The organism is Qipengyuania sp. (genome assembly GCF_042095715.1).
In the GTDB taxonomy this organism is placed as follows: domain Bacteria; phylum Pseudomonadota; class Alphaproteobacteria; order Sphingomonadales; family Sphingomonadaceae; genus Qipengyuania.
The window spans coordinates 1-23,514 of record NZ_JBELMO010000007.1 but is presented as its reverse complement, the minus strand read 5'-3'; the positions used below and the strand labels follow the sequence as shown (position 1 = coordinate 23,514).

20 protein-coding genes and 1 tRNA gene are annotated in these 23,514 nt (G+C 62.9%); 8 read left to right on the top strand and 13 right to left on the bottom strand.

Going from position 1 to position 23,514, the window contains the following annotated elements:
• Positions 1–50: 50 nt before the first annotated feature.
• On the top strand, positions 51–2,477 hold the full coding sequence (locus tag ACFDTG_RS03525) for a glycoside hydrolase family 3 N-terminal domain-containing protein (protein ID WP_375289659.1): 2,427 nt from the start codon (positions 51–53) through the stop codon (positions 2,475–2,477).
• A 71-nt stretch (positions 2,478–2,548) separates the two neighbouring features.
• On the opposite strand, the gene ACFDTG_RS03520 is transcribed toward ACFDTG_RS03525, so the two are convergent.
• The 7 genes from ACFDTG_RS03520 to ACFDTG_RS03490 form a co-directional block, all read right to left on the bottom strand.
• Positions 2,549–3,961 (bottom strand): efflux transporter outer membrane subunit, encoded by a 1,413-nt coding sequence (locus tag ACFDTG_RS03520; RefSeq protein ID WP_375289658.1) that lies wholly within the window; start codon positions 3,959–3,961, stop codon positions 2,549–2,551.
• Positions 3,961–7,062: an efflux RND transporter permease subunit gene (locus ACFDTG_RS03515; protein WP_375289701.1), complete on the bottom strand. Its 3,102-nt coding sequence runs from the start codon at positions 7,060–7,062 to the stop codon at positions 3,961–3,963. Before ACFDTG_RS03515 ends, ACFDTG_RS03520 begins: the two co-directional genes overlap by 1 nt.
• Entirely contained in the window at positions 7,052–8,140 is a 1,089-nt protein-coding gene (locus ACFDTG_RS03510) for an efflux RND transporter periplasmic adaptor subunit (RefSeq protein WP_375289657.1), read from the bottom strand. The genes ACFDTG_RS03515 and ACFDTG_RS03510 overlap by 11 nt, the downstream gene beginning before the upstream one ends.
• 227 nt (positions 8,141–8,367) lie before the next feature.
• Positions 8,368–9,432, bottom strand: a complete 1,065-nt coding sequence (locus ACFDTG_RS03505) for an NAD(P)/FAD-dependent oxidoreductase (protein ID WP_375289656.1) — start codon at positions 9,430–9,432, stop codon at positions 8,368–8,370.
• A complete protein-coding gene (locus tag ACFDTG_RS03500) occupies positions 9,429–10,115 on the bottom strand; it encodes a methyltransferase domain-containing protein (protein ID WP_375289655.1) in 687 nt (228 codons plus the stop codon). Before ACFDTG_RS03500 ends, ACFDTG_RS03505 begins: the two co-directional genes overlap by 4 nt.
• Entirely contained in the window at positions 10,105–11,151 is a 1,047-nt protein-coding gene (locus ACFDTG_RS03495; RefSeq protein ID WP_375289654.1) for a type III polyketide synthase, read from the bottom strand. Before ACFDTG_RS03495 ends, ACFDTG_RS03500 begins: the two co-directional genes overlap by 11 nt.
• A 106-nt stretch (positions 11,152–11,257) precedes the next feature.
• A tRNA-Ser gene (locus ACFDTG_RS03490) sits at positions 11,258–11,348 on the bottom strand.
• 161 nt (positions 11,349–11,509) lie between these two features.
• Here ACFDTG_RS03490 and ACFDTG_RS03485 point away from each other — a divergent pair.
• The 3 genes from ACFDTG_RS03485 to ACFDTG_RS03475 are packed head-to-tail and all read left to right on the top strand — an operon-like array spanning position 11,510 to position 13,516.
• Entirely contained in the window at positions 11,510–12,544 is a 1,035-nt protein-coding gene (locus tag ACFDTG_RS03485) for a peptidylprolyl isomerase (RefSeq protein WP_375289653.1), read from the top strand.
• Between the two features lie 43 nt (positions 12,545–12,587).
• Positions 12,588–12,995, top strand: coding sequence for a hypothetical protein (locus ACFDTG_RS03480; protein ID WP_375289652.1), 408 nt, complete (start codon positions 12,588–12,590; stop codon positions 12,993–12,995).
• Positions 12,992–13,516 carry a GNAT family N-acetyltransferase gene (locus tag ACFDTG_RS03475; protein ID WP_375289651.1) on the top strand — a complete coding sequence of 175 codons (525 nt, stop codon included), beginning with the start codon at positions 12,992–12,994 and terminating at the stop codon, positions 13,514–13,516. Before ACFDTG_RS03480 ends, ACFDTG_RS03475 begins: the two co-directional genes overlap by 4 nt.
• Before the next feature lie 87 nt (positions 13,517–13,603).
• On the opposite strand, the gene ACFDTG_RS03470 is transcribed toward ACFDTG_RS03475, so the two are convergent.
• Positions 13,604–14,065: a hypothetical protein gene (locus ACFDTG_RS03470; RefSeq protein ID WP_375289650.1), complete on the bottom strand. Its 462-nt coding sequence runs from the start codon at positions 14,063–14,065 to the stop codon at positions 13,604–13,606.
• Between the two features lie 224 nt (positions 14,066–14,289).
• On the opposite strand from ACFDTG_RS03470, the gene ACFDTG_RS03465 reads away from it, so the two are divergent.
• Positions 14,290–15,018, top strand: coding sequence for an EcsC family protein (locus ACFDTG_RS03465; protein WP_375289649.1), 729 nt, complete (start codon positions 14,290–14,292; stop codon positions 15,016–15,018).
• 42 nt (positions 15,019–15,060) lie between these two features.
• Here ACFDTG_RS03465 and ACFDTG_RS03460 read toward each other — a convergent pair whose 3' ends face one another.
• From ACFDTG_RS03460 to ACFDTG_RS03445, 4 genes are all read right to left on the bottom strand, one after another.
• Positions 15,061–15,423: a VOC family protein gene (locus tag ACFDTG_RS03460; protein WP_375289648.1), complete on the bottom strand. Its 363-nt coding sequence runs from the start codon at positions 15,421–15,423 to the stop codon at positions 15,061–15,063.
• A 13-nt stretch (positions 15,424–15,436) separates the two neighbouring features.
• Positions 15,437–17,521: a RelA/SpoT family protein gene (locus ACFDTG_RS03455; protein WP_375289647.1), complete on the bottom strand. Its 2,085-nt coding sequence runs from the start codon at positions 17,519–17,521 to the stop codon at positions 15,437–15,439.
• A 53-nt stretch (positions 17,522–17,574) separates the two neighbouring features.
• Positions 17,575–18,573 (bottom strand): hypothetical protein, encoded by a 999-nt coding sequence (locus tag ACFDTG_RS03450; RefSeq protein WP_375289646.1) that lies wholly within the window; start codon positions 18,571–18,573, stop codon positions 17,575–17,577.
• Between the two features lie 100 nt (positions 18,574–18,673).
• The gene (locus ACFDTG_RS03445; RefSeq protein WP_375289645.1) at positions 18,674–20,575 is read right to left on the bottom strand and encodes a M1 family metallopeptidase; all 1,902 of its coding nucleotides are present in this window, start codon (positions 20,573–20,575) and stop codon (positions 18,674–18,676) included.
• Positions 20,576–20,715: 140 nt separating this feature from the next.
• Between ACFDTG_RS03445 and ACFDTG_RS03440 the strand changes: the two genes are divergently transcribed.
• Entirely contained in the window at positions 20,716–21,558 is an 843-nt protein-coding gene (locus tag ACFDTG_RS03440) for a family 16 glycosylhydrolase (protein ID WP_375289644.1), read from the top strand.
• Position 21,559: 1 nt separating this feature from the next.
• Here ACFDTG_RS03440 and hemF read toward each other — a convergent pair whose 3' ends face one another.
• A complete protein-coding gene (hemF, locus tag ACFDTG_RS03435; protein ID WP_375289643.1) occupies positions 21,560–22,417 on the bottom strand; it encodes an oxygen-dependent coproporphyrinogen oxidase in 858 nt (285 codons plus the stop codon).
• Positions 22,418–22,461: 44 nt separating this feature from the next.
• Between hemF and pdeM the strand changes: the two genes are divergently transcribed.
• Both pdeM and infC read left to right on the top strand, forming a co-directional pair.
• Complete coding sequence (pdeM, locus tag ACFDTG_RS03430) at positions 22,462–23,181, top strand: ligase-associated DNA damage response endonuclease PdeM (protein ID WP_375289642.1); 720 nt, start codon at positions 22,462–22,464, stop codon at positions 23,179–23,181.
• A gap of 139 nt (positions 23,182–23,320) precedes the next feature.
• Positions 23,321–23,514: translation initiation factor IF-3 (gene infC / locus ACFDTG_RS03425; RefSeq protein ID WP_375289641.1), on the top strand; the 194-nt coding region annotated here is incomplete at its 3' end.

The following is a 23,514-nucleotide window of genomic DNA, read 5'->3' as shown; positions in this document are numbered from 1 at the left end:
ACCATGGCAGGCCTAAATGATAACGTTCACATTTAGACGGGACAGGACTTATGAGGGGATTTGCAACCGTAGTGGCGGCGGGGGCGTTGCTCGCCGGATGTGCCAGTCAGGATATCGCGCCGCCAGCTAGCACGACCAGCGCCGTACCGGCAGCCGCACGCGCAAACCCTGAATTATGGCCGGCGGCGAAAAGCCCTGCTGCGATCACCGATCCGGCGACGGAAGCTGCGATCACGCAACTGCTGGCGCGCATGACCCTGGCCCAGAAGGTCGGCCAGGTGATCCAGGGCGACATCAGCTCCGTAAAGCCCGCCGACCTCATCGAATATCCGCTCGGATCGATCCTCGCCGGCGGCAACAGCGGCCCCTACGGCGACGAGCGCGCCGATGGCGCGACCTGGAAGCGGCTGGTGGACGAATATCGCCAGCTTTCGCTCAAGGCGGGCGCCGGAATTCCGATCCTGTTCGGCGTCGATGCCGTGCACGGCCATTCCAATGTTCCGGGCGCGACCATCTTTCCGCATAACATCGGGCTGGGCGCTGCGCACGATCCGGATCTGATCCGGCGAATTGGTGCCGCGACTGCGGCGGAAGTTGCCGGCACCGGAATCGAATGGACGTTTGCGCCCACCGTGGCCGTTCCGCAGGATCTGCGCTGGGGACGCACTTACGAAGGCTATTCCTCCGATCCCCAGCTCGTGGCCGCGTATTCCAGCGCGATGGTACATGGCCTGCAGGGTGACCTTGTGGAAGGCTCGCCGCTCGCGGCGAATAAGGTCGGCGCCAGCGTGAAGCATTTCCTCGCCGATGGGGGTACGCAGGGCGGCAAGGATCAAGGTGACGCGCAGATGCCGGAGCGCGAACTGATTGCCAAGCATGCCTTGGGATATCCCGCCGCGATCGATGCCGGTGCCCTCACCGTAATGGTAAGCTTTTCGGGCTGGAACGGGACAAAGCACCACGGCAATTCAACTCTGCTTACCGATGTCCTGAAGGGCCGCATGGGTTTTGCCGGCCTCGAGGTCGGTGACTGGAACGCGCATGGCCAGCTTCCCGGATGCACGGTGACGGATTGCGCCAAATCACTCGCTGCGGGGCTCGATTTGTACATGGCTCCCGACAGCTGGAAGGGCCTGTTCGACAGTCTCGTGCAAGACGTCCGGAGCGGGAAGATCGCCGAAAGCCGTCTGGACGATGCGGTTCGGCGTATCTTGAGAGCGAAATACAAACTGGGCCTCATGGGCGATACCTTGGTAGAGCGTGGCGACCCTGCGCAGCTGGGCGCACCAGCCCATCTCGCGCTCGCGCGTGAGGCGGTGGCCAAATCGCTCGTACTGCTGAAGAACGAGGGTAGCGTCCTGCCGATAAAACCGGGTGCCCGGGTGCTCATAACCGGTCCAGGCGCGGATGACATGGCGATGCAGGCGGGTGGCTGGACGGTCACCTGGCAGGGGACCGACACTACCGCAAAGGATTTTCCCAAAGGGGCGACCATCGGACGCGCGATCGCTGACGCAGTGAAGGCCGCCGGTGGAACTGCGGTGATCGATCCGAAGGGAACCGCCAGCAGCCCGGCCGACGTGGCCATCGTCATTTACGGAGAGCATCCATACGCGGAGTTTCAGGGCGATATTCCCGATCTCGCTTTCAGGGCAAATGGAGGCGAAGACCGCCTTCTGGAGTCCTTGAAGGCGCGAGGGTTGAAGACGGTTTCCGTCTTCCTTTCAGGTCGGCCATTGTTTGCGGGTAAGCTCATAAACGCCTCCGACGCCTTCGTTGCGGCGTGGTTGCCGGGATCACAGGGCCAAGGCGTGGCGGACGTTCTGGTTGCCAACGCGACCGGTACCCCGGAACGCGACTTCACTGGCAGGCTTTCTTTCGACTGGCCGCGTGATGCGCGTTCCCCCATGGAAGACCCCCTGTTCAAGCGGGGCTATGGCCTCAGCTATGGCAATCCCGCCAGTCTTGGGTCCGTGAACGAGGACCCTGGCATGGATCTGGCCGCGGCGCGCGCCGATGAGCGGTATTTTATCAAGGGTCAGGTCGTTGAGCCCTGGCGCCTGGGCCTGGATACGGCAGTGACCGCTCGCGCAATCGATCTTGGCGCACAAGAGGACGCCCGCCAATTCGAATGGGCAGCGCCTGGAGGGATCGCCATCGATGGTCCCGCCGTGAACCTTCATCGGCAGTTGGACGAAGGATTTGCCCTTTTCCTGGATATGCGGATCGACACGCCCGCAACCGGTCCGGTCACTTTGGCGTTTGGCGGCGCCGCTCTTGATATCACTGCCTTTCTGGCCAAAGAAACCGTGGGGGACCCGTTCGTTGGGGAAATTCCCATCAAATGCTTCGCCGATGCGGGGGCCGATCTGGAGAACGTCAGCACGCCGCTTCGCATTACGGCGCCTGAAGGCTTCGCGATGACGCTGCGGTCGGCGCGGATCGACGGAACGGGGAGCGCATATTCCTGCCCCTGAGCGACCATGGATCGGATCTGATGGAGTTGGCTGTCAAATAGGCGAGAATGCACGATTTGCGGGCGGATCGTTTACTCTGCAGCGCCTTCGGCTGTGAGCGATGATGCGCCATGCGCGTCGACGGCCCCCGCCCCGTTTGCGGTGGCTGCAGCTGAATGCAGCGCGATGAAGGCGAGAGCCTGGTCCGCCCTGGTATCGAGCAGCGATTGGCGACTGGCGATCAATTGGCGTTGCGCATCGAGGACATCGAACAGGGACGCCAGTCCTTCCCGGTAGAGCGCATTCGACTGGGCCAGCGCCGTCTCGCTTTCTTCGATGGCCGCGGATAGCGCGTCGGCCCGCTCGCGATAGGCTCCGATCGCAACCAGCGCGTTTTCGGCTTCGCCAAGCGCGCGCAGGAAAGTCTGCCGGTATTCGGCCAGACTGGCTTCCAGTTGGGCGCGCGCCGCGTCCACTTCGGCACGGCGCCTGCCGCCATCGAACAGCGGAAGATCCAGAGCGGCGCCTATTGTCGCAAGGACATCGGTGAACAGATTACCGAGCGATCCGTCACCAATCAGGATCGAACCCGGCACCACAAGCGAAGGCCGCAAGTCCGATTGTTCGATCCCTACTCGTGCCGCTGCGGCGGAAAGCCGGGCTTCCGCAGCAAGGATATCCCCGCGACGCCGCAGGAGGTTCGCCGGCCCGCCGATCGCTGGCCCGACGCCGAAGGCTGGAATCGACGCGTCGCCATCCGGTGCGGGGAGGGCGAGAGTGCCGGGTGCTTCGGCTAAAAGCACGGCCAGCGCATGCTCGGCCCGGGCTCGTGCTATTTCGATAAGTCCCAGCCGGGCTTGCGTTTGCGCGAGATCGGTAGCAGCCCGGCGGACATCGAGGTTGGCAGAAAGCCCGGCCTCGAAACGCAGGGTGACGATCCGCAAAGTCTGGCGCTGAAGATCGGTCGATTCCGCAAGCAATTCGAGTTGCGCGCCGGTCCTGCGATACTCGACATATTGCGACGCGATGGCAGCAGCGATCAGGCGGCGCTGATCGGAACGCAGGTAATCAGCCTCCGCATATTGAGCGGATGCCAGGCGAATCTGAGCGCCGATCCTGCCAGAAAAATCGGTGTCGAAGAGGCCAATGAGGCCTCCGCCTCCGCTTACACGCGAACCGTCGTCGCCCACTTCGACCCCTAAGTCTGCCGTCGCATCGAGCGTAGGAAGGCGCCCGGCGCGCTCCGCAACAAGCAAGGCCTCGGCGGCCCGCAAGCGTTCCGTTGCGGCAACGAGATCGAGGTTGGCAGCGAGCCCTCTTGCTATGAGATCATTGAGGACCGGATCTGAAAAGGCATTCCACCAAACCGGGTCAGACCCAGATGGAGGCAAGTCCGAAGCGAACTCGGGTGGTGCTGCCAACGGAACTTCGAATTTGTCGACCCCGCTCGCAGTGCAGCTTGCTAGCAGCAGCGAACATAGCGAAAGGGCCGATCGCCTGATCATTACGCTGGCGCCATCGTCATGTCTTCGTCGACGTCGGCAATCTCCTCCCGCAGCTTCACAAGATCGACACTGCGCGGTTTCCCGAAGCGTGCGATCCCGAGATAAATCACCGGGGTCAGGAAGAGGGTGAAGAAGCCTGCAATACCGAGTCCGCCGAAAATTACCCAGCCGATGGATTGGCGCGCTTCGGCCCCCGCCCCGGATGCCAGGATCAATGGTACGGCGCCGATCACGGTCGAGATCAGGGTCATCCCGATCGGACGCAGCCGAATGGCTGCCGCTTCTTCGGCTGCTTCGCGCACGCTGCGGCCTTGATGGCGAAGCTGATCGGCAAATTCGACGATAAGGATGCCGTTCTTAGCCATAAGGCCGATCAGCATGACCAGCCCGATCTGAGAGTAGATGTTGAGCGAAACGCCCGACAGGAATAGCGCGATAATGGCTGCGGCAAGCGCGAATGGAACGGTGAACAGCACCACCAAGGCGCTGGTCAGACTTTCGAACTGCGCAACCAGCACCAGAAACACGATGACGAGCGCGAAGAGGTAAGTCATCAACACGTCGTTCGATGTTTCCTCGAAGCTCTCGGCCTCACCCTGAAGAAGCATGTCGATGTCGTCAGCGACGACTTGTTCGGAAAGGCGCTCGATCTCGTCAACTGCGTCCTGAAGCGGCACCCCTTCAGCAATATTCGCTGAAACCTCGATCGCGCGGCGTTGTTCGGTCCGGTCGAGTTCAGCGGCGACACCCTGCTCGACTATTTCGGTGATGCTGGACAGTGGAACCAGCCCGCCACCTTGCGTCCTAACGTAGAGATTGCGGAGGTCGGAGGGATTTGTCACCGCCAGGGCCGTCGATGTCAGGAAGATCGGCACTGCCTGGTCTCCCACATTGAGGTCGACCAGATCATCTCCGCCAGCCATTGCGCGCAAGGTCTGCGCTACATCGTCCAGCTCTACGCCGAGATCGGATGCGCGCTGACGATCGATCTGCACCGACAACTGCGGTTGTGTTGGCTGATACGAGATGTCGGGATTCGATAAAATGTCGGAACCGGTGTCGATAATCTCACTCAAGGCCAATGCGGACCGATAGATATTTTCGTATTCGCCACCCGTCAGCGCGACCTCGATATTGCCACCCCCGCCGCCGCCGAAGCTCAGCGTGCCGCGCCCCCGTGCGTTGGTACGTGATCCAGGAATGTTGCCGAGAGGTTCGTTTAATTCCTCGACGATCTCCGTCTGACTCTTCGCGCGATTGTCCCAGTCCGCAAGCTGAGCCGTCACCCGTACACGATTGGGATCGTAACGACCGACTATCGAAAAGGTGCTCTGGATTACACCGCTGTCGATATAGGGCTGAAGGACCAATTCTATTTCGTCGAGCTCACGATCCATGAAATTGAGGCCGACGCCATCGGGACCGCTCGCATCAACCTCGATCACCCCGCGATCCTCGTCGGGAACGAGCTCTCTATCGAGCTGTGTGAACAGAAGACCCGTCAGCGCTGCAACGAGCACTGCGAGGCCCAGCACCATCTTGCCGTGATCGAGACACCAGCCAAGCGCTCCAGTATATCGCTCCTGCAGCTGCCCTCCCCAGCGCGACAAGCGATCGGAGCCATTTCCACTTGTCAGGTCGAACCTCGCGGCAAGCGCAGGAACGAGCGACAACGCGACAAAAGATGAAATCAGAACCGCCGACGAAAGCACGAACCCGAATTCACGGAACAGCCTTCCTGCCTGTGATGGAAGAAAGCTGATCGGAAGAAAAACGGAAACCAGCACCGCCGTCGTCGCGATGACCGCAAAAAATACCTGCCTCGTTCCCACGACTGCGGCTGCGCGGCGGCCGAGGCCCTTGTTCTGCAGCCGCTGCGTATTCTCGAGCACCACGATGGCATCGTCGACGATCAGCCCGGTCGCCAGGACCAACGCCAGCAGGGTCAGGATGTTGATGGAAAATCCTATCAACCAGATCCCTGCCAGGACGCCGACCAGTGCAACCGGTATTGTGGCGCTCGGAATCACGGTGGGTCGCCAGGCCCGGAAGAATACCAACATCGTCCCGACCACCACTAGGATCGTGAAAGCCAAGGTGATCATCACTTCACGGACGGAAACCTCGATGAAATCGGCGTCATCGGACACGATGCTGATATCGATATTTTCATAGCGTTCGTTGATCCTCTCGACCGAATTACGAATGGATTGCGAAATCTCGATCGTATTGGAACTCGCCTGCCTTACGACACCCAGACCCACGATCGGTCGACCGTCGAGACGCACGAAATTGGTCGCATCGGCCGGAGCGAGAGTGACTTCCGCGACATCGCCAACCCGGGTCGTCCCGTCGATCGCGACCTGCTTGATCAAGGCGGGATCAGTCGCGCTGGCATTGGCACGAACCACGAGCTCCTGGGCCTGTGATCGGAACGATCCTATCGGCACGTCGTAGGGCGCTCGCCCCAGCGCTGCGGCAACGTCGCTCATGGTCAGGCCGAAACGATTGAGCCGCGCCGGATCGACGGATACGCGCATTTGCAGGGGACGCGTGCCGAATTGAGCGATGCTCGCGACACCTTGGGCCGTGAGAAGTTCCGGGATCACATCGTTATCGACCACGCGGGTCAGGTCGGCCTCGCCAAAGCGATCGCTGGACACGGCCAGGATCATGATCGGCTGCGCATCGGCGTCGGCCTTCACGATGTTGACCTGTTCCACGCGGTCGGGGAGATCGCGCGTGACACGGCTGACTGCTTCACGGACATCGGAGGCTGCCGTGTCGAGATCTACCCCCGGATCGAATTCAGCCCGGATTCTGCTGTTGTTTTCCTCGCTCGAGGAATTGATCTGACGAACGCCGGTAACCCGCGCGACGGCATCCTCGAGTACGCTTGTAACCTCGCTGTCCATCGTTTCGGGTGCGGCGCCCGGCAATGAAGCCGAGATGGAGACGATCGGGCGGTCAACGTTGGGAAGTTCTCGGACCTCGATGCCAGCAAATGCCGCGAGGCCAGCGATCACGATCATGAGATTGAGAACGCCCACCAGCAGCGGTCGCTTGACCGCGAGCATGGGTAGGTCCGACTTATCCGCCATCGTCGCCGCGTGTTCCGGAGCCCGCGCGCATTTCCACATCGGCCTCACGCGGCTGAGCGGGACGAACCAGGCGGATGGCCTGGCCATCTCTGATCTTTTGAACACCCTCAACGATGACGCGATCGGCCCGGGAAAGGGCACCATCGACCAGCGCCAGGCCATCGCGGCGCGAGGTGATGGTGACAGGAACGCGCGCCGCCTTCGCATCACGCACTACGAACAGGCTCGATCCTTCGCTGCCCCAGACGATCGCCTCTTCCGCGACTGCCGCCCTGCTCGTGTCGTTGCGGGTGAAAGTTACGCGAAAGCTCATGCCCGGTCGAAAGCGATCTCTAGAATTCGGGATCGCGGCGCGGGCGATGAAATTCCGGCTGTCCCCGGACACCGTTGAATCGGTTGAGACAATGCTCGCATCGATCGGGTCGTCAGGATTGGAGAAGGCCACGGCCCTCACCACTTCGCCTTTCCCCAAGGAGGCGAACACCTCCTCGGGTGCAGGAAAATCTATGTAGAGCCGTCCGCGCTGGTCGATCTGCGCTATCGCAGTCTGATCGCTGACGCGGTCGCCCGGATCGATGTCGGTCAAGCCAATGTGGCCCGAGAAAGGTGCACGGATGACCGTGTCGGCGAGTTCAGCTTGTGCCTGGCGCAGCGCCACCTTCGCCGACGCCAGCGCGGTTTCGCCCGCTTCGATCTGGCTCTCCGAAATGGCCCCTGTGTCTTCGATCCGGCGATACCGACCGAGCAATTGTTCGGCTTCGAGGACTTGAACCCGCGCCGCATCGACCGCCAGTCTTTCTTGCCTGGCATCGAGTTCGAGCAGTGGCTGGCCTTTGCGGACATAGTCACCGGCGGAAAACATCACACGCGTTACCCTGCCCGCTCTTTCCGGATAGATTTCCGCCGAGGTTACGGCACGCGCCGTTCCGATCGCCTCGACCTTGGTTTGCTCGGGAATATAGCGCACCTTCTCGGCAACGACGGGCACGGCTTCCTCAGTGCGTTCGCCGCTTTCACTCGAGCAACTGGCGAGACACAACGCGCAAAGCAGGCCAAACACTCGATTGAGGGAAATCATGACCCCCGGGGTAGACAACCGGATCGGTGGGCGAAAGGTCAAATCCCGCCTTATTTTCTGGTCACTGTAATCGCGAGCGCGCGGATCAAAACAGTCCGTGCCATTCATTGCCTTCGGCCGCCGCCGCCGAATACTTTTCGCGCGTCAGATTACCGCCACTCCATCCATTTCACGAATCGATGAGATTGAAAGAGCCCGTCTTCAGTCGCGCGGTCGCTCTCGAAGTGTCATAACCGACTGAGCCGCATTGCAAGATTGGCCAAGCCGGGAAAGCGTGAAGCCGCGATCATAACAGTCGCACCGCGCGATGTTTCTGCCACATTCCAAAGCGCTTTCGCCAGACGCACAGGGCGCGCCGCTCTCGAAGCAAAGCGGCGTTGATATTGCGATGCTCCCTGACCTTGCAGATAACTCTGCGCAGCGGCCCTGCCGCTGGCAAGCGCGATTGCCATACCCTCGCCCGCCAAGGATGGGATAACTGCGGCCTGATCACCAAGCCGATAGACGCCATCTTCGGTTTCCTGGGCGATCCACCCATACGGTACAGCGCCAATGGTATCGATGGGCAGCTGCCCCTCGGCGCATGCCATGCGTCTGGCGAAATGTGGATTGTCATGCGCCAGTGCCTTGAAGACTGCCCAAGGATCGCCTCCCGCCTCGGCCAGCGCAGATTTGCGCAGGGCCAGACAGATGTTGGCGCTGCCGCCTTCCTGCAGCACGATCCCGGCATAGCCACCTGGAAAAAGGTGCAGTTCTATCGTGTCTCCAATGAGGTTCTGGAGTTCCGGCGAACCTGGCAGTCGCAACCGCAAGCCAAGTGCCGGATCAGAGGCACTTCGCGGACGCGCTTCGCCGCGCACATCGTGCTTGCCACTGGCAAGAAAGATCGCAGGACTTTTCCAGCAGCGATCGTCGCCCTCGATAACGCCCTGCCCGACCCTTCGCGCGCGATCGATCTCGAGTTGCGCTCCGCCATCTATTGCAAGCTGCCGAAGAGCGCTGTCGAGGGCATGGCGGGAAATTCCACACGAGAGGCCCGGCAACGGCGCTTCCGCTTTGCGCTCACCTTGATAGAGGCGAAGCCTCGTAACGGACCTCGCTCCGAGTGCGGCCGGATCGCAGCCCAATTCACGCAGCGCACCCACCGTTCGCCAACTGAGAAATCCGCCGCAGATCGGATCGCCCACCTCGGCATCGCGATCGATCAAAATCGGCTTCGCTCCCCCCTTCGCGAGGAGCAGAGCGGCCACGCTTCCGGCCGGCCCCGCGCCCAGTACGATCGGGCGGGTCATTTCAACCGCTCGACGCACAGGCGGAAAGGAAAGCGGCGTTCGACCCTTGCCGCGTCGATGCCAGCATCCGCGAGGATAGGTGCCCACTCTTCAGGCCGGTAGGATCGCGCAATAGAAAGGTGCCCATCCTGCCGCACGATGGGATGCCAACCCGCAATGCGTGCGAGTAGGGGGTAGCCTATGTAGGCGATGCCGTGTCGGTGCAGATCATTGATGTACCAGCCCGCTACAGCCTCGGACTCCATGAACCGCAAGAACGCGACTAGTTGAGGACGCGTCATGTGATGCGCGACGAGGCTGGACACGATGCAGTCGAACCGCGACCCTGCCAAATCGGCATAATCCCCGGTTCGATACTCGATCGGCTCGCGAGCGTCAGTTTTACCGCGAGCCACTTTCTCGCTGCGCGGATTGAGATCGATCCCGACAAGACGCGCGCTAAGTCCGCGCCTTCGCGCCCAATCCGCTATTGCGCGCAGCATGTCGCCATCGCCGAAACCGACATCGAGGAGAGAGAACTCACGCCGCTTGCCAATCGCGCGGTCGAGAAAACCGAGCGTCGGCCGCCGCGCCATCGTGACGGTGTTGACCTTCGCCAAATCACTCAGAACCGCGGCATAGACTTCCGCTTCCAGCGCGGGGTCGTCCATGATTTCTTCGGTCTGCGCCCTGCTAGCGAGCATCGCACCACGCGAAGCGGAAGCCTTCCATGGCAAGCCCCGGCCCGAAGGCGAGCGCGACGCCGTTTTCCGGTCGTTCTCTCAAAAACCTCTCAAGCACGAACATGAGCGTAGAGGACGACATGTTGCCGAAATCGCGCAAGACCCCGCGCGAATGATCGAGCGCATGTTGATCCAGTTCGAGGCCTTCCGTGACCGCGTCGAGGATAGATCGGCCACCCGCATGCACGGCGAAACTGGTGGGCCTATTACCTCCACCGAGAACGCGCTTCCTGACCTCGTCACGCTTCAACGCGCTGCTTATCCGACCCGGCACCTCGCCCGAGAGGCGCATTTCGAAGCCGGTATCTCCGATTTGCCACGTTATAAGCTCGTCGCTCTCTTCAAGCGCGGCGGTTATTCCCGTCCCTATCGAGAGCCCCTCGCCACTCCCGCTGACGATCGCCGCGGCAGCGCCATCCCCGAATTGCGCGCCAGCCAGCAAGGGCTCGATGTCGACTGTTTGTTGATGGTGCAAAGTCGAAAGCTCGACCGTCACGACAAGAACGCGTGCTTCAGGCTCGGAACGGACAATATGGCGCGCCGTACGCAGCGCCGTGACCGCCGCATAGCATCCCATGAAGCCGATCAAGAACCGCTCTACGTCATCCGACAGGCCCAAGCGCCGCGCGATGATCTGATCGATTCCGGGTGCGACGAACCCGGTGCAACTGGCGACGACGAGATGGGTTATCTCGCCAAGTGGACCCAGCTTACCGATGGCCGAGAGCGACAGCTTGGGCGCTTCCTCGGCATAGATAATCATCCTCTGCGCAGTGGAAGGGGCATCAGCCGAATAGAAGCCATGGCCTTCGTCGAGCTTGGCATCTTCTTCGGAAAGCACCGACCATCTATGATCGATACCGGAACGATCAGCCATACGGGCGTACAGCCTTGCCTCCCGCCGCCCCTCTAGTTGGCGAAGTGCCCAGGCACGATAATCCTGTTCGAAATCGCAATCGGGCACGGCAGTGGCCAAGTGATTGATCCTTGCCGTCATGATGGAAGAAGTCCTCGTTTCGGTTGATCAACCCTCACGATTAACCATCGTTCCTGTCGGGACCTCGCGGTGGTTTTCGTGAGCTAGATCAACATAAAAAGGCCAATGGCGGAGCGGGTGGGATTCGAACCCACGATACGGGGTTACCGTATACACACTTTCCAGGCGTGCGCCTTCGACCACTCGGCCACCGCTCCGCATTCCTGTTTGTCCTACGCGAGGACAAGGGGGCCGCCCGGGTTGCCGTGGTGCGCGGGGCGCCATGCAAGCCGACAGGAGCGCGCGCACCTAGCGGCAGTCGCGCGGCGGCGCAAGCGGGGGCTTTCGCCAGCCCTCGGTTCGCGGCAAAAGGAACGCCATGAGACACCTCGCCACCCTCGCGCTCGCCCTTGCCCTCCCGCTTCCCGCCATGGCGCAGGAGGCGCCGGAAGCTGCGCCCTCGCCTGGCGAGATCGTGGCTGGCGCTCCGGCGGATCAGTGGATCGCTATTCCCACGGAAGACCTGCTGGTCATGACGCTTTCCCCAGATCGCGACGGCACACCGCGCCAAGCGATCATCCAGCTTATGCCGCCGCCCTTCTCGCAAGGCTGGGTCGGCAACATCCGCAAGCTCGGCGCCGCGCATTGGTGGGACGGGCTCGCGATCGTGCGGGTGCAGGACAATTACGTCGTCCAGTGGGGCGATCCCGATGGCGAGGATGCGGCGAAGGCCAAGCCATTGCCAAAAAATTTGGTGACGATGAGTGAGGGCGATTATGTGCTGCCTTGGCGAAGCGAAGGCGGCGAGGCTGTCGTTACTGCTTCGGGCCAATATCAAGCGAAAAAGCGAGCTGTCGAAAATGCGCGGCAACGCTCCGCTGCTGGACCAAATGTCATGGTGATTCCGGATGGCCCACCTCGGGATTCTTACGCCATGATAGCGAGCTTTTATCGCGGCTGGCCCATCGCTGCGGGAGGAGTTGGATCGGGAAGTGTCTGGCCCGTCCACTGCTATGGCATGGTCGGCGTCGGCCGGAATGACTCGCCCGACACGGGCACCGGCGCGGAGCTTTACACCGTGATCGGCCATGCGCCGCGCCATCTCGACCGCAATATCGCGCTGGTGGGCCGCGTAGTGGAAGGGATGGAAAACCTTTCCAGCCTGCCGCGCGGCACCGGGCCGCTGGGCTTTTACGAGACCGCGGAAGAGCGCGTGCCCATCGTCTCCATTCGGCTCGCAAGCGAACTTCCCGAGGCCGAACGCCCGCACCTTGAATATCTTTCCACCGAAAGCGACAGCTTCGCCCATTATGCCGATGCGCGCGCCAACCGCCGCGATCCCTTCTTCATCGTACCCGCCGGGGGCGCGGATATCTGCAACATCCCGGTGCCGGTGCGGCGTGCAGCGCAATAGGCGGCCAAAAGGCCAGCACCACAAGGGGCTTGCCATCGTCACCATGGCGGGGCTTGCGCTTGCCTTGGCGAGTTTCGCGGTGACGATGGCGATGCAGCCGGGGGAAACGCTGTGGCACGCGATCGCCGCTCCGGCAGAGGACGGCGCTTGGGCCTTCACAAGCATCGACGGCACCGACGTCAGCCAGGCTCGCTACTCTCTGAGCATTCGCTGGGGACGCATTGAGGGATTTTTCAACGGTTGCAATTCTTGCGGCTTCAGTGACGACAAACCCTCGGGCTCCAAAGAGCGAATGCTGACCTGCACAATGCAATGGTGTCCCACCACCCCGCGAGACGCCCTCGCCCAACGCTTCATGTATGGCAATCCGGACATGCAGATGGAGGGCGACCGCCTGCTTGTGACCCTCCCCGGCCATCACGCCGAGCTGATCCGGAAACCGCGCCAATGATCCTGCGCGACGCGACACCCGAAGACGCCCGCGCCATCGCAGCGCTTCACGCCGCGAACTGGCGCTCGGCCTATGCCGGTATTCTCGATGCCGATTATCTGGCGCACGAGGTGGAGGAGGAACGGCTTACCGCGTGGCGCGAGCGCCTGGCCGATCCCGCGCCAAATTTCGAAACCGTGGTCGCCTTGGGCGAAGACGGATCGCTGGCGGGATTTTCCAGCCTGTACCACGCCCACGATGCGCGCTGGGGCGGCTTCCTCGACAATCTGCATACCGATGCGCGCGTGCGCGGCGCAGGGTATGGGCAGGCGCTGCTGCGCGAAACCGCGCGGCGCTTCGCAGCCCGCAACCCCCGCACCGGTTTCTATCTGTGGGTGTTCGAGGATAACCGCCCCGCCCGCCGCTTCTATGAACGGATGGGCGCCGAAGAATCGGAGCGCGTTCCCAGCGACTGGACCCGCGCTCCCGACACCTGGAAATACCGCTGCCATTGGCCAGAGGCGCACGCGGTGCAGGCTTAAGGTTGCCCGATCGGCGAACCGGTGACCACCGCCCGAATGGATAGGCGTGGACCGCACACCGGGGGGTTTTACGAAACTGCGCCCGGTTCATGTCTTGCCGATCTGCCAGTAGGGATCAACCAAGTCGCCCGCCCGCCGAAGGAGGCGGAAGAGCGCGGAATCGTCAGGCTTTTTGCGGATTGCGCGCATCTCCCCGCGATAAATCACCGGCTGGACAAAACCGGATTCAAGCCTGCGCCGAAGCTCCAGATCCGTCACTTTCCGAAAATCTTCCCGCGGCTGCTTCCAGCGCCCCGATCGGGGCGGGGACAGAACGTGGTCCCAGGCGGCCGCGAAGCTGCCGGCCCCGTCGCAGCTGCGCAAGCGATACGCGCTCGCAGGGGCCATCCCCACGCTGCGCGCGGCGGTCGTGACCGAACCGGTGACGTAAAGCGCGGTGAGAAAGGCGCATTGCCGCTCCTCGCTCCAGCCGTCGGTGCGCTGGCGAAGTGGCACCGGCCGAAAGAAGGGTGGGCGGCGGCGGATCCGATGGGCGGGAGTCTTGCGCATCGAACAGGGTAAGACAGACTTGTCGCATGTAGGAAAGCGAATTTTCCCGTTCTGTTCTCAGCGACAGGTCCCGGAGCGCACGAGGCCGATAGTTTCGTGCCGACCGGGAGCCTCGTATTCCGCCGACCGGCACCCGGCGCGACCGGATATATCCGCGGATGCATGATAAAGCGCAAACGGTGGGTGAAGCTGGAACGCCCGCCCCTCCCATCCATTCGAACCGCATGGATATCAGAACCGAACAGCGGAACTTCCGCGACAGTACGCCTTCCCGCCTTGGCAGAGGCATCGAACGGCTTACCCATCCTTTCGGAAAGGCCTTGGCCAGCGTCGTGCCCAACAAGATCGTGGAAGCGGTGCTGAAGGGGCTCGACAGCGCGGTGGGGGCGCCGCAACTCGTTCGCTTCGATCATGATCCGGCGAATATTGATGCAGCGCATCGTGCCGCCAGGACGGTTTCGCGGACCGCGCGCACCGTCAGCGCCACAACGGGTGCGGCCGCAGGCCTCGGCGGAGCGTTATCGATGGGGGCGGACATTCCCGCCACGATCGCCATCGCCTTGCGGACTATCCGCGACACGGGCCGCGCCTATGGATATACCGGAGAAGGGCCTGCGGAAAAGCTGTTCCGGCTTCAGATACTGGAGCTGGCGGCGCTGGACGATCCCGACATACGGACACAGCGCATCGCAGACCTGGAAGCGGCCATCGGCGAGAACGGCCAGTTGGCCGGGGCCGATCACGAACACATTACCCCGGTCATCGATCAGGCCGTGGAACGTATCTCGCGCGCCATCGCCTTCGCGAGCTTCCGTAGCCGGGCAGGGATGATCGTACCGCTCATCGGATCGGTCGTTGGCGGAATCGTGAATTCCTCCTTCCAGAACGATGTCGGCAAAGCGGCAAGGTTCGCCTTCCAGGCCAGGCGGCTGAAGCAGGACGCTACCTTATAATCGGCTGACTGGAGACAGACCCGGCTCAGCCGGGATCGAACCTCAGACCCGTTCCATCAGTTCGATACGATTCCCGAACGGGTCCGTGGTGTCTCCGCGGATGTAGCCATCCAGCGGCTTGCCCAGGGTGAAGGGAACACCCGCCATTTCCAGGCGGTGCCGCACCTTGCCCAAGTCAGATACCAAAAGCGCGGGATGCGCCTTGCGCGAGGGGCGGTGGCCGTCTTCCACGCCCAGATGGACATGCGCCGACCCCCCTTCGAACCAGCACCCGCCGTTCACCGCGAGATGCGCCGGCTTTTCCACCTCCTGCATTCCCAGTACGCCCGTGTAGAACCGGCGCGCACGGTCTTCTCCGCCATGCGGCATGGCAAGCTGGACGTGATCTATCCCGAGGATCGTCATGGGCGGCGCACCATCAGACGCGCTCTGCCTGCGCGACCGCGTCGCTGGCGCGCAGCGCGCTGACCACGCGGTTGAGGTGGTTGAGGTCCTGCACCTCCAGATCGATTTCGTAGGTGGTGAAGGGATGATCGAGCTGGGTCTCCGCCAGGCTCTTCACATTGCACATGTTCTGCGCGCAGATACCCGCCATTTCGGCCAGCGTGCCCGGCCGGTCGTAAATCGTCACGCGCACCCGCGCCACGGCGCCCGCTGCGCGCTTGCCCCAGGACAGGTCCACCCAATCCGCGTCGAGCCCGCTGGCCAGCGCGTGGCAATCGATGGTGTGCACCTCGATCTTCTCGCCCGACCGGCGCGTGCCGACGATCCGGTCTCCGGGAATAGGATGGCAGCATTCGGCAAGGGTATAGCCGACGCCCGGCGTAAGCCCGCGAATGGAAAGGGTCTTCTTGCTCCAGTCGGGCGTTTCCTCGATCCCTTCGGTGCAGCCGGGGACCAGCGCCTCCATCACCTCGCGATCCTCGATCTTGGCCGCGCCGATGGCGTAATAGAGATCGTCTTCCTCGCTCATGCCCAGCCGGTCGATGGCACGTCCGATGGCCTTCTTGCCGATACGGGCGGGCACCCGGCTGGCGATGTCGTCGAACAGCTTGCGGCCCATGCCCGCCACCTCGGCCCGCTCGCGCAGGCGCACCGCACGGCGGATGGAGGCGCGCGCCTTGCCGGTGACCACGAAGCCCAGCCAGCTCAGTTGCGGTTCGGCATCCTTGCCCTTGATGATCTCCACCACGTCGCCATTGGCGAGCGGAGTGCGCAGCGGCACGTGCCGCCCGTTGATCCGCGCACCCACCGTCAGCGCGCCGAGATCGGTATGGACCGCGAAGGCGAAGTCCACCGGCGTTGCACCTTTGGGCAGCTGGAACAGCGCGCCCTTGGGGGTGAAGGCGAAGATGCGATCCTGATAGATCGCCATGCGCGTATGCTCGAGCAGTTCCTCGGCATCCTGGCTGTGGTCCACGATCTCGATCAGGTCGCGCAGCCAGCCCACCTGGCCATCGGGCCGGTTGCCCTGCTTGTAGGCCCAGTGCGCGGCCAGTCCGAATTCGTTGAGCCGGTGCATCTCGCGGGTGCGGATCTGCACTTCCACGCGCATGGAGTTTTCGTACATCAGGCTGGTGTGCAGGGACCGATAGCCGTTGGTCTTGGGTGTGGAGATATAGTCCTTGAACTTGCCCGGCAGGAATTGCCACGTCGTGTGCAGCACGCCCAGCGCGGCGTAGCAATCGGCCTCGCTTTCGGTGATGACGCGGAACGCCATGATGTCGGTCACCTGTTCGAAGCTGACATGGCGTTCGGCCATCTTGCGCCAGATGCTGAAGGGGTGCTTCTCCCGCCCCGAAACCTCCACCTGCAGCCCCGCCTCGGCCAGCGCCTGCTTGATCGCGAGCGCGATGGCATCCACCTGCCCGCCGTCCTGCGCGCGAAGCTGCTCCAGCCGTTTGGTGATGAGGTTGTAGGCTTCCGGCTCCAGCTGTTCGAAGGCCAGAAGCTGCATCTCGCGCATGTATTCGTACATGCCCACCCGCTCCGCCAGGGGGGCGTAGATATCCATCGTCTCGCGCGCGATGCGCTGGCGCTTCTCCGGCTTCTTGATGAAGTGGAGCGTGCGCATGTTGTGCAGCCGATCGCCCAGCTTGACCAGCAGCACGCGGATATCCTCGCTCATGGCGAGCAGGAATTTCCTCAGGTTCTCGGCCGCCCGCTCGTTCTCGGGCATCTGCTCGATCTTGGAAAGCTTGGTGACACCATCCACCAGTCGTGCGACATCGGGGCCGAAATTGGCCTCGATATCCTCGATTGTGGCGAGCGTGTCCTCGACCGTATCGTGGAGCAACGCGGTGGCGATCGTCTCCTGATCCAGCTTGAGATCCGTCATCAATCCCGCGACTTCGACCGGGTGGCTGAAATAGGGATCGCCGCTGGCCCGCGTCTGGGTACCGTGCTTCTGGACGGTGTAGACATAGGCGCGGTTGAGCATCGCCTCGTCGGCGTCCGGGTCGTATTCCTTAACCCGCTCAACGAGTTCGTACTGGCGCAGCATCCTCAGAACACGATGTGGGCAAAACCCGCCGTAATGCAACGTTAAAACGGGATTCAGGCGGGTCGGCGCTGAATGTGTGCCCTTAGCGCCGCGATGAAAGGGGCCGGATCGTCCAGCCGGAACGCGAGCCGGGCGATGGCGCGCGGACGACCCAAGATATCGCGGCGCTCGAGCGGCGGATCGAGCCGCAGCACGATGTTCGGGTGGGTCAACAGGCTTGCGCGCAACACATCGCGGCGCTTGCATTCCTCGTGGCTGATGGACGGTTCGATCGACGCAATGGCGGCAAGCGGGACCGACACGTCGGTGAAGGGTCCCGCACGCAAGCGAATGCCATCTTGCATCAGAAGCACGGGATATATCCGCAGCCCGTTCATCAGCGCGAGCGTGAACATCACGCCCCAGACGCCAAGCGCCAGGAGGATCAGCGCCGCCGCCATGCTCCAGTGCGAGATCACGAGATGCACCACACCGATCTCGATGACCTGAAGAGCCAGCATGACCGCGATCATCTGGTTTTCTATCCGGTGGCCGGCGAAAGCTAGAGCACCGTTTGGAACCTCTGGCCGCCGGTGCCAGCCCACCAGCGCCAGACGCATCATCCCAAGTTCGAAGGCGGCGAATTTCACCAGCTGCGCGGGCAGGATTTCGCCTGCCGCATCCTGCCACGATCCGGTCCGGCGCAATACCGCGAAGGCACGAAACAGCGACCAGCCGAGGAAGGCCGCGCCCGTCAGCGCCATGGCTGCGATAACCGCTTCCATGTCGAGCAGGGCCGCGCGGACGGACTGCGCAGCGCCAAGCGTAGCGATCACACATCCGGCGAAAATGGTGCCCAGGGCCGCGCGCAGTCCGGGCCGGTTACCCGGGGTTTTGGCGATCAGCGCAAGCGTCAGGCTGTCGGCGGCGATCCACACGAACAGAAGCCCGGCGGCGCGCGGGTAACGGCCTGCAAGCTCGCTGTGCGTGGCAATCCGCGCGGCAAAAATGGCGGCGAACGGCGCGAGCCAGAGCGCGATCAGGCGAAGCCGGAACGATGGGGCAATGGGCATCGGACGCCTCCTCTTCCCGATGCCTTAAAGGGGAGTAGAACCGGCGGCAAATGCGCGCAATGCAAGCGCTATCGCGCAGCGCGCATGGGCCGCCAACTCCCTACTTCTTGGCCATCACCCGATCCACCGAACCGCGCGTGACGGCGTGATAGCTGTCGCGCGTCTCGTCATAAATGCGCGTGGCGATCGCGCGGCCCCAGTCGCCCTGGTTCCACATGGTCTGGAACAGCGGCCGCACGAACTTGGCGCGGCCCACGCTCGCGAGAAACTCCTCCGCCTGCGCGACGGCGGGCTGGTAACGATTGGCGAGCGCCAGTTCGAGCCACAGGAACAGGATCTCGTTGTTCCGCGTGGTGGACAGGCCAAGGCTGCTGTCGAGCTCAGCCAATTGCGCGGCGCTGCGGGTCTTGGGAATATTGTCGAGGAAGCGCATCCGTTCCGCACTGGTCCAGCCGGAATAGGCGGCGGGAATCGTACCCGCGCTCGCATAGGCATCCACCGCCGCATCGACCTCGGCAAAAGCCTGCGGATCGGGCCTCGCGACATTGGACGGCAAGCCGGGCTCGAAGATCCATTCGCGCAGCTTCAGCCGCTCTGCCTCCGCCGGGGACTTCACCAGATTGGCCATCATGTCCCCATAGAACAGCTCGCTGGTCGCGGGCTGGAAGGCATGGTTGTCGAACCACTGGCGCAGCCACGCATCCAGCCGTTCCCGCCCCACGATGCTTTCGACGGTCCGCAGGAAGAAGTGGCCCTTGTCATAGGTGATCGCGCTGCCGATCTCGTCTCCGCTCGAGGTGTGATGCAGCGCCGTGCCCGGCGCATCCCTGCCGACTTCGGCCAGCGTTTCCTCGATCCCGGCAAAGGCCAGCGCAGCCTCCTGCTCGGCGCGCTGCTTGCCGTAGACCGCTTCCACGATCCGGTTTTCGAAATAGGAGGTCACGCCTTCGTTGAGCCAGCTGTCCTCCCACACCGCATTGGTGACGAGATTGCCCGACCAGCTGTGCGCCAGTTCATGCGCGACGAGGCCGTTGTTGGACCGGTCACCCGCGATGAAGGTGGGGGTGAGGAAGGTCATCACCGGGTTTTCCATGCCCCCATAGGGAAAGGAGGGTGGCAGCACGATCATATCGTAGCGGCCCCAGCGATAGGGACCGTAAAGCGCCTCTGCCGCCTCGACCAGTTGCTCGGTATCGCCAACTTCCTTCGCCGCGCGCTGCAAGGTCGCGGGTTCGCCCCATACGCCGGTGCGCGGGCCGGTGGCGGCGAAATCGATATCGCCCGCAGCGATGGCGATGAGATAGGGCGGGACCGGCTTGTCCATCACAAAGCGGAAGGCCCGCCGGTCGTTGCCAAGGTCCTCGGGTTCGCCCTGGCGCACCCCGCTCATCACCACGTCCAGAGGCTTGGGCGCGGTGATCCGCGCCTCCCAGGTCTGGCGGATGCCCGGGCTGTCCTGCGTGGGTATCCAAGTGCGGTTGAGGATGGCCTGCCCCTGGCTGAACAGGAACGGGTATTTGCCGCCGGCGGTCTGTTCCGGCGTCAGCCATTGGAGGGCGCTGGCATCGGCCGGGGCGCGGTAGGCAATGCGGATCTGCCTGGCCCCGCCAAGCGCGATGGTCAGCGGCGCGCCCTTGCCGTCCTTTTCGACGCTCTCACCAATTTCGTAAGCAAGCGGACGCCCCGCCCCATCGGTGACACTCTGGATTTCCAGTCCGTTGCTATCGAGCACGATGTCTTTCGCTTCGGGCTGCGCCAGCACGTCGAGCACCGCCGTGCCCCCTACCCGCTGCGCATCGAAATCGAGGTCGAGGTCCAGCGCCACATGAGTCACGCGGGCCACCTCCGGCTGCGCGTAGGTCGAACTGTCGCGCGCTTCCGGCGTGGTCAGGATCGGCGCGATCATGCCCCGTTCGCCGGGGGCGGATACCATGTCGGGTGCGGTGGTGGCGCAGGCAGTTGTGGCGAGAAGGAGCGTGATCGCGGAAATGGTGCGGCGCATGGCTGTCCTTGATCTGGTTCGGTAGGCGTAACGGTCGGATATAACGATTGGTGCCCTATGCCCCGCTCGGGCCCTTGGCGGCAATGGCCTGACCGGCTATGGGAACGTTCACAAGATAAGATGCAAAGGGATGATGAGCGATGAAGACGGCAATCGTGCTCTGCGTGGCGGGGCTTCTGGCGGGCTGTGCCACACCAATGGTTTCGGGCGCGCCCGATGGCGACCGCCGCCTGCTTTTCTCGGATGAATTTAACGGCACTGCACTCGATCGCAGCAAATGGAATGTCGAAGGGCCGGACTTCTGGGTCAATGACGAGCAGCAGGCCTATCTCGATCGCCCCGATACTATCGCCGTGCGCGACGGCGTGCTGGTGCTGACCCCGCGTTTCGAACCCGGCACGGATCCCAAGGCGGAGCGCAAGGCCCCCTTCGTATCGGGCCGGATCAACACCAGCGGCAAGTTCGATTTTACCTATGGCCGGGCGGAAGCGCGCATTCGCATGCCCGATGCAGTGGGCGTCTGGCCCGCCTTCTGGCTGCTGGGCAACGGCCCCTGGCCGACCACGGGCGAAATCGACATCATGGAATATGTCGGGGACAAGAGCTGGGCCGGCACCGCCATACACGGCCCCAAATATTCCGGCGAAACGCCCTTCGTCGACCGGTTCTATTTTCCCGCCGGGGAGGATGCGACCGGCTGGCACACCTACGCTGCGGAGTGGAGCAAGGATCAGGTCGAATTCTTCATCGATGGCCGGCTGACCTATCGCGTGACCAAGCCGATGGTGCAGAATTACGGGCGCTGGGCCTTCGACAATCCCGAATATGTCATCATCAATTTCGCTATGGGCGGCGCCTATCCGGGCAAGGTCAACGGCATCACCCAGCCCTATTTCGGGGTCCCTGCGGAGACCGTCGAAAAGGTGAAGCGCGGCGAGGTGTCTATGGAGGTCGACTGGGTGCGCGTCTGGGCGCCCGAGTGATTTAGCTCCAGACCGCTTCGGGCGGCAGGCTCATCAGGATCGCGTCGATATTGCCACCGGTCTTCAGGCCGAACAGCGTGCCGCGATCGTAGACAAGGTTGAATTCGGCGTAGCGGCCGCGCCATTCGAGCTGGGCCTGCTTGTCCTGAGGCGTGAACTCCGCCGCCATGCGGCGGCGTACCAGCTTGGGGAAAATGTCCAGAAAGGCTTCCCCCACGTCGCGGGTGAAGGCCAGGTTCCGTTCGAAACCGGCTGTATCGGGGCATTCGAGGTGGTCATAGAATATCCCGCCCACCCCGCGATGCACGCCGCGATGGGGGATGAAGAAATATTCGTCCGCCCATTTCTTGAAGCGATCGTAATAGGTCGGATTATGGGCCGAGCAAGCGGCGCGGAAGCGGGCGTGGAATTGCTCCGTATCTTCCGCATAGGGGATCGGGGGGTTGAGATCGGCCCCGCCCCCGAACCAGGCTGACTGCGTGGTCAGGAAGCGCGTGTTCATGTGAACCGCGGGAACATGCGGGTTGGCCATATGCGCCACCAGGCTGATTCCGGTCGCCGAAAAGCCGGGATTGTCCGCACTGGCGCCATTGATGGTGCCAGCGAATTCGGGGGCGAAATTGCCCCTCACGGTGGACACGTTCACGCCGACCTTTTCGAACACCTTGCCCTTCATCACCGCGCGCGTGCCGCCGCCGGGATCGGTGTTGCCCTCCTCCTCGCGCTGCCAGTCGGTGTATTCGAAGGCAGCGTCCGAGCCCGCCTCGCGCTCGATCGATTCGAATTCGGCGCAGATGCGGTTGCGCAACTCCTCGAACCAGTTGCGGGCCTGCTGTGTCTGTTCGCTCCAGTCGGTCATGCAGGCCTCTTGCCAAGCGTGTCGCCACGCGGCAAGAGCGCTTCATGGTTCCCCTTTCGTTCGCTGGCGAGGAATTCGTCCTTACAGAAGGTCGCGCGCTTTACTGGCCGCGCGAGCGTGCACTGCTGGTCGCCGATCTTCACTTGGAGAAAGGCAGCTTCTTTGCCGGCCACGGGCAGCCCATTCCGCCCTACGACAGTCGGGAAACCCTGGAGCGCATAGCCATCGCCATTCGCGAAACCGATGCGCGGCGGGTGATCACTCTGGGGGACAACTTCCATGATTCGCAGGGCGCCACGCGGTTGGAACCGCATGCCTGCGGCATGCTGGAGGCGCTGACCCGCGCGGTCGACTGGGTGTGGATCACCGGCAATCACGATATCGGCAAGGACGGCTCCCTGGCGGAAGCGCGCTGCGGCGGCACGCTGGTCGAGGAACTCGAGGTCGCCGGGATCATCCTGCGCCACCATGCGCGAAGGGGCGAAACCCGGCCGGAGATGTCGGGCCACTTCCATCCGCGCCTGCAACTCACCGTCCAGCGGCGGCGTATCGTGCGGCCCTGCGCCGTGATCAGTGCCAATGAAAACGCCGATGGAACACGCAGCGGGCGCATGATCCTGCCTGCCTTCGGAGCTTATACGGCGGGGATGAACGCCGCCGATCCGGCCATCCTCAAGGCGATGCAACCCGCGCAGGCCATCGATGCGGTCGTGCCCGCCAAGGGCCGTCTCGCCACCTTTCCGCTGTGGCGAAGCGCGGCCTGAAGGGCACGCACCGCGCGAAATCCGCAAGGGTGGGCGCGTTGCCTCTTCCGAATCCTCGCGGAAATCCCTATCTCGCGCGTTCCGCTCTATTTCGTTCACTACAGGAGAATGCCCCATAGCCCGTCCACCCCGTCGTTCCATGCAGATGCCGGTTAAGTCCGGCCCGCGTTTCGACCAGTTCATTCAAGTGCCGAAGGTCCGCGTGATCGATCACGAAGGCGAGAACCTCGGCGTCATGTTCACCCGCGAAGCGATCGAGCAGGCCCAGGAAGTCGGCCTGAACCTCGTCGAAGTGTCCCCCAATGCGGACCCGCCGGTGTGCAAGTTCCTCGA

Coding starts and splice junctions, on each gene's coding strand:
- ACFDTG_RS03465 (WP_375289649.1), top strand. CDS start 14,290: ATGGATATCAGAACCGAACAGCGGAACTTCCGCGACAGTACGCCTTCC.
- ACFDTG_RS03470 (WP_375289650.1), bottom strand. CDS start 14,065: ATGCGCAAGACTCCCGCCCATCGGATCCGCCGCCGCCCACCCTTCTTT.
- pdeM (WP_375289642.1), top strand. CDS start 22,462: ATGGTTCCCCTTTCGTTCGCTGGCGAGGAATTCGTCCTTACAGAAGGT.
- ACFDTG_RS03460 (WP_375289648.1), bottom strand. CDS start 15,423: ATGACGATCCTCGGGATAGATCACGTCCAGCTTGCCATGCCGCATGGC.
- ACFDTG_RS03525 (WP_375289659.1), top strand. CDS start 51: ATGAGGGGATTTGCAACCGTAGTGGCGGCGGGGGCGTTGCTCGCCGGA.
- ACFDTG_RS03440 (WP_375289644.1), top strand. CDS start 20,716: ATGAAGACGGCAATCGTGCTCTGCGTGGCGGGGCTTCTGGCGGGCTGT.
- ACFDTG_RS03510 (WP_375289657.1), bottom strand. CDS start 8,140: ATGATTTCCCTCAATCGAGTGTTTGGCCTGCTTTGCGCGTTGTGTCTC.
- ACFDTG_RS03505 (WP_375289656.1), bottom strand. CDS start 9,432: ATGACCCGCCCGATCGTACTGGGCGCGGGGCCGGCCGGAAGCGTGGCC.
- ACFDTG_RS03480 (WP_375289652.1), top strand. CDS start 12,588: ATGGCGGGGCTTGCGCTTGCCTTGGCGAGTTTCGCGGTGACGATGGCG.
- ACFDTG_RS03445 (WP_375289645.1), bottom strand. CDS start 20,575: ATGCGCCGCACCATTTCCGCGATCACGCTCCTTCTCGCCACAACTGCC.
- ACFDTG_RS03455 (WP_375289647.1), bottom strand. CDS start 17,521: ATGCTGCGCCAGTACGAACTCGTTGAGCGGGTTAAGGAATACGACCCG.
- ACFDTG_RS03475 (WP_375289651.1), top strand. CDS start 12,992: ATGATCCTGCGCGACGCGACACCCGAAGACGCCCGCGCCATCGCAGCG.
- ACFDTG_RS03495 (WP_375289654.1), bottom strand. CDS start 11,151: ATGACGGCAAGGATCAATCACTTGGCCACTGCCGTGCCCGATTGCGAT.
- ACFDTG_RS03515 (WP_375289701.1), bottom strand. CDS start 7,062: ATGGCGGATAAGTCGGACCTACCCATGCTCGCGGTCAAGCGACCGCTG.
- hemF (WP_375289643.1), bottom strand. CDS start 22,417: ATGACCGACTGGAGCGAACAGACACAGCAGGCCCGCAACTGGTTCGAG.
- ACFDTG_RS03520 (WP_375289658.1), bottom strand. CDS start 3,961: ATGATCAGGCGATCGGCCCTTTCGCTATGTTCGCTGCTGCTAGCAAGC.
- ACFDTG_RS03485 (WP_375289653.1), top strand. CDS start 11,510: ATGAGACACCTCGCCACCCTCGCGCTCGCCCTTGCCCTCCCGCTTCCC.
- ACFDTG_RS03500 (WP_375289655.1), bottom strand. CDS start 10,115: ATGCTCGCTAGCAGGGCGCAGACCGAAGAAATCATGGACGACCCCGCG.
- ACFDTG_RS03450 (WP_375289646.1), bottom strand. CDS start 18,573: ATGCCCATTGCCCCATCGTTCCGGCTTCGCCTGATCGCGCTCTGGCTC.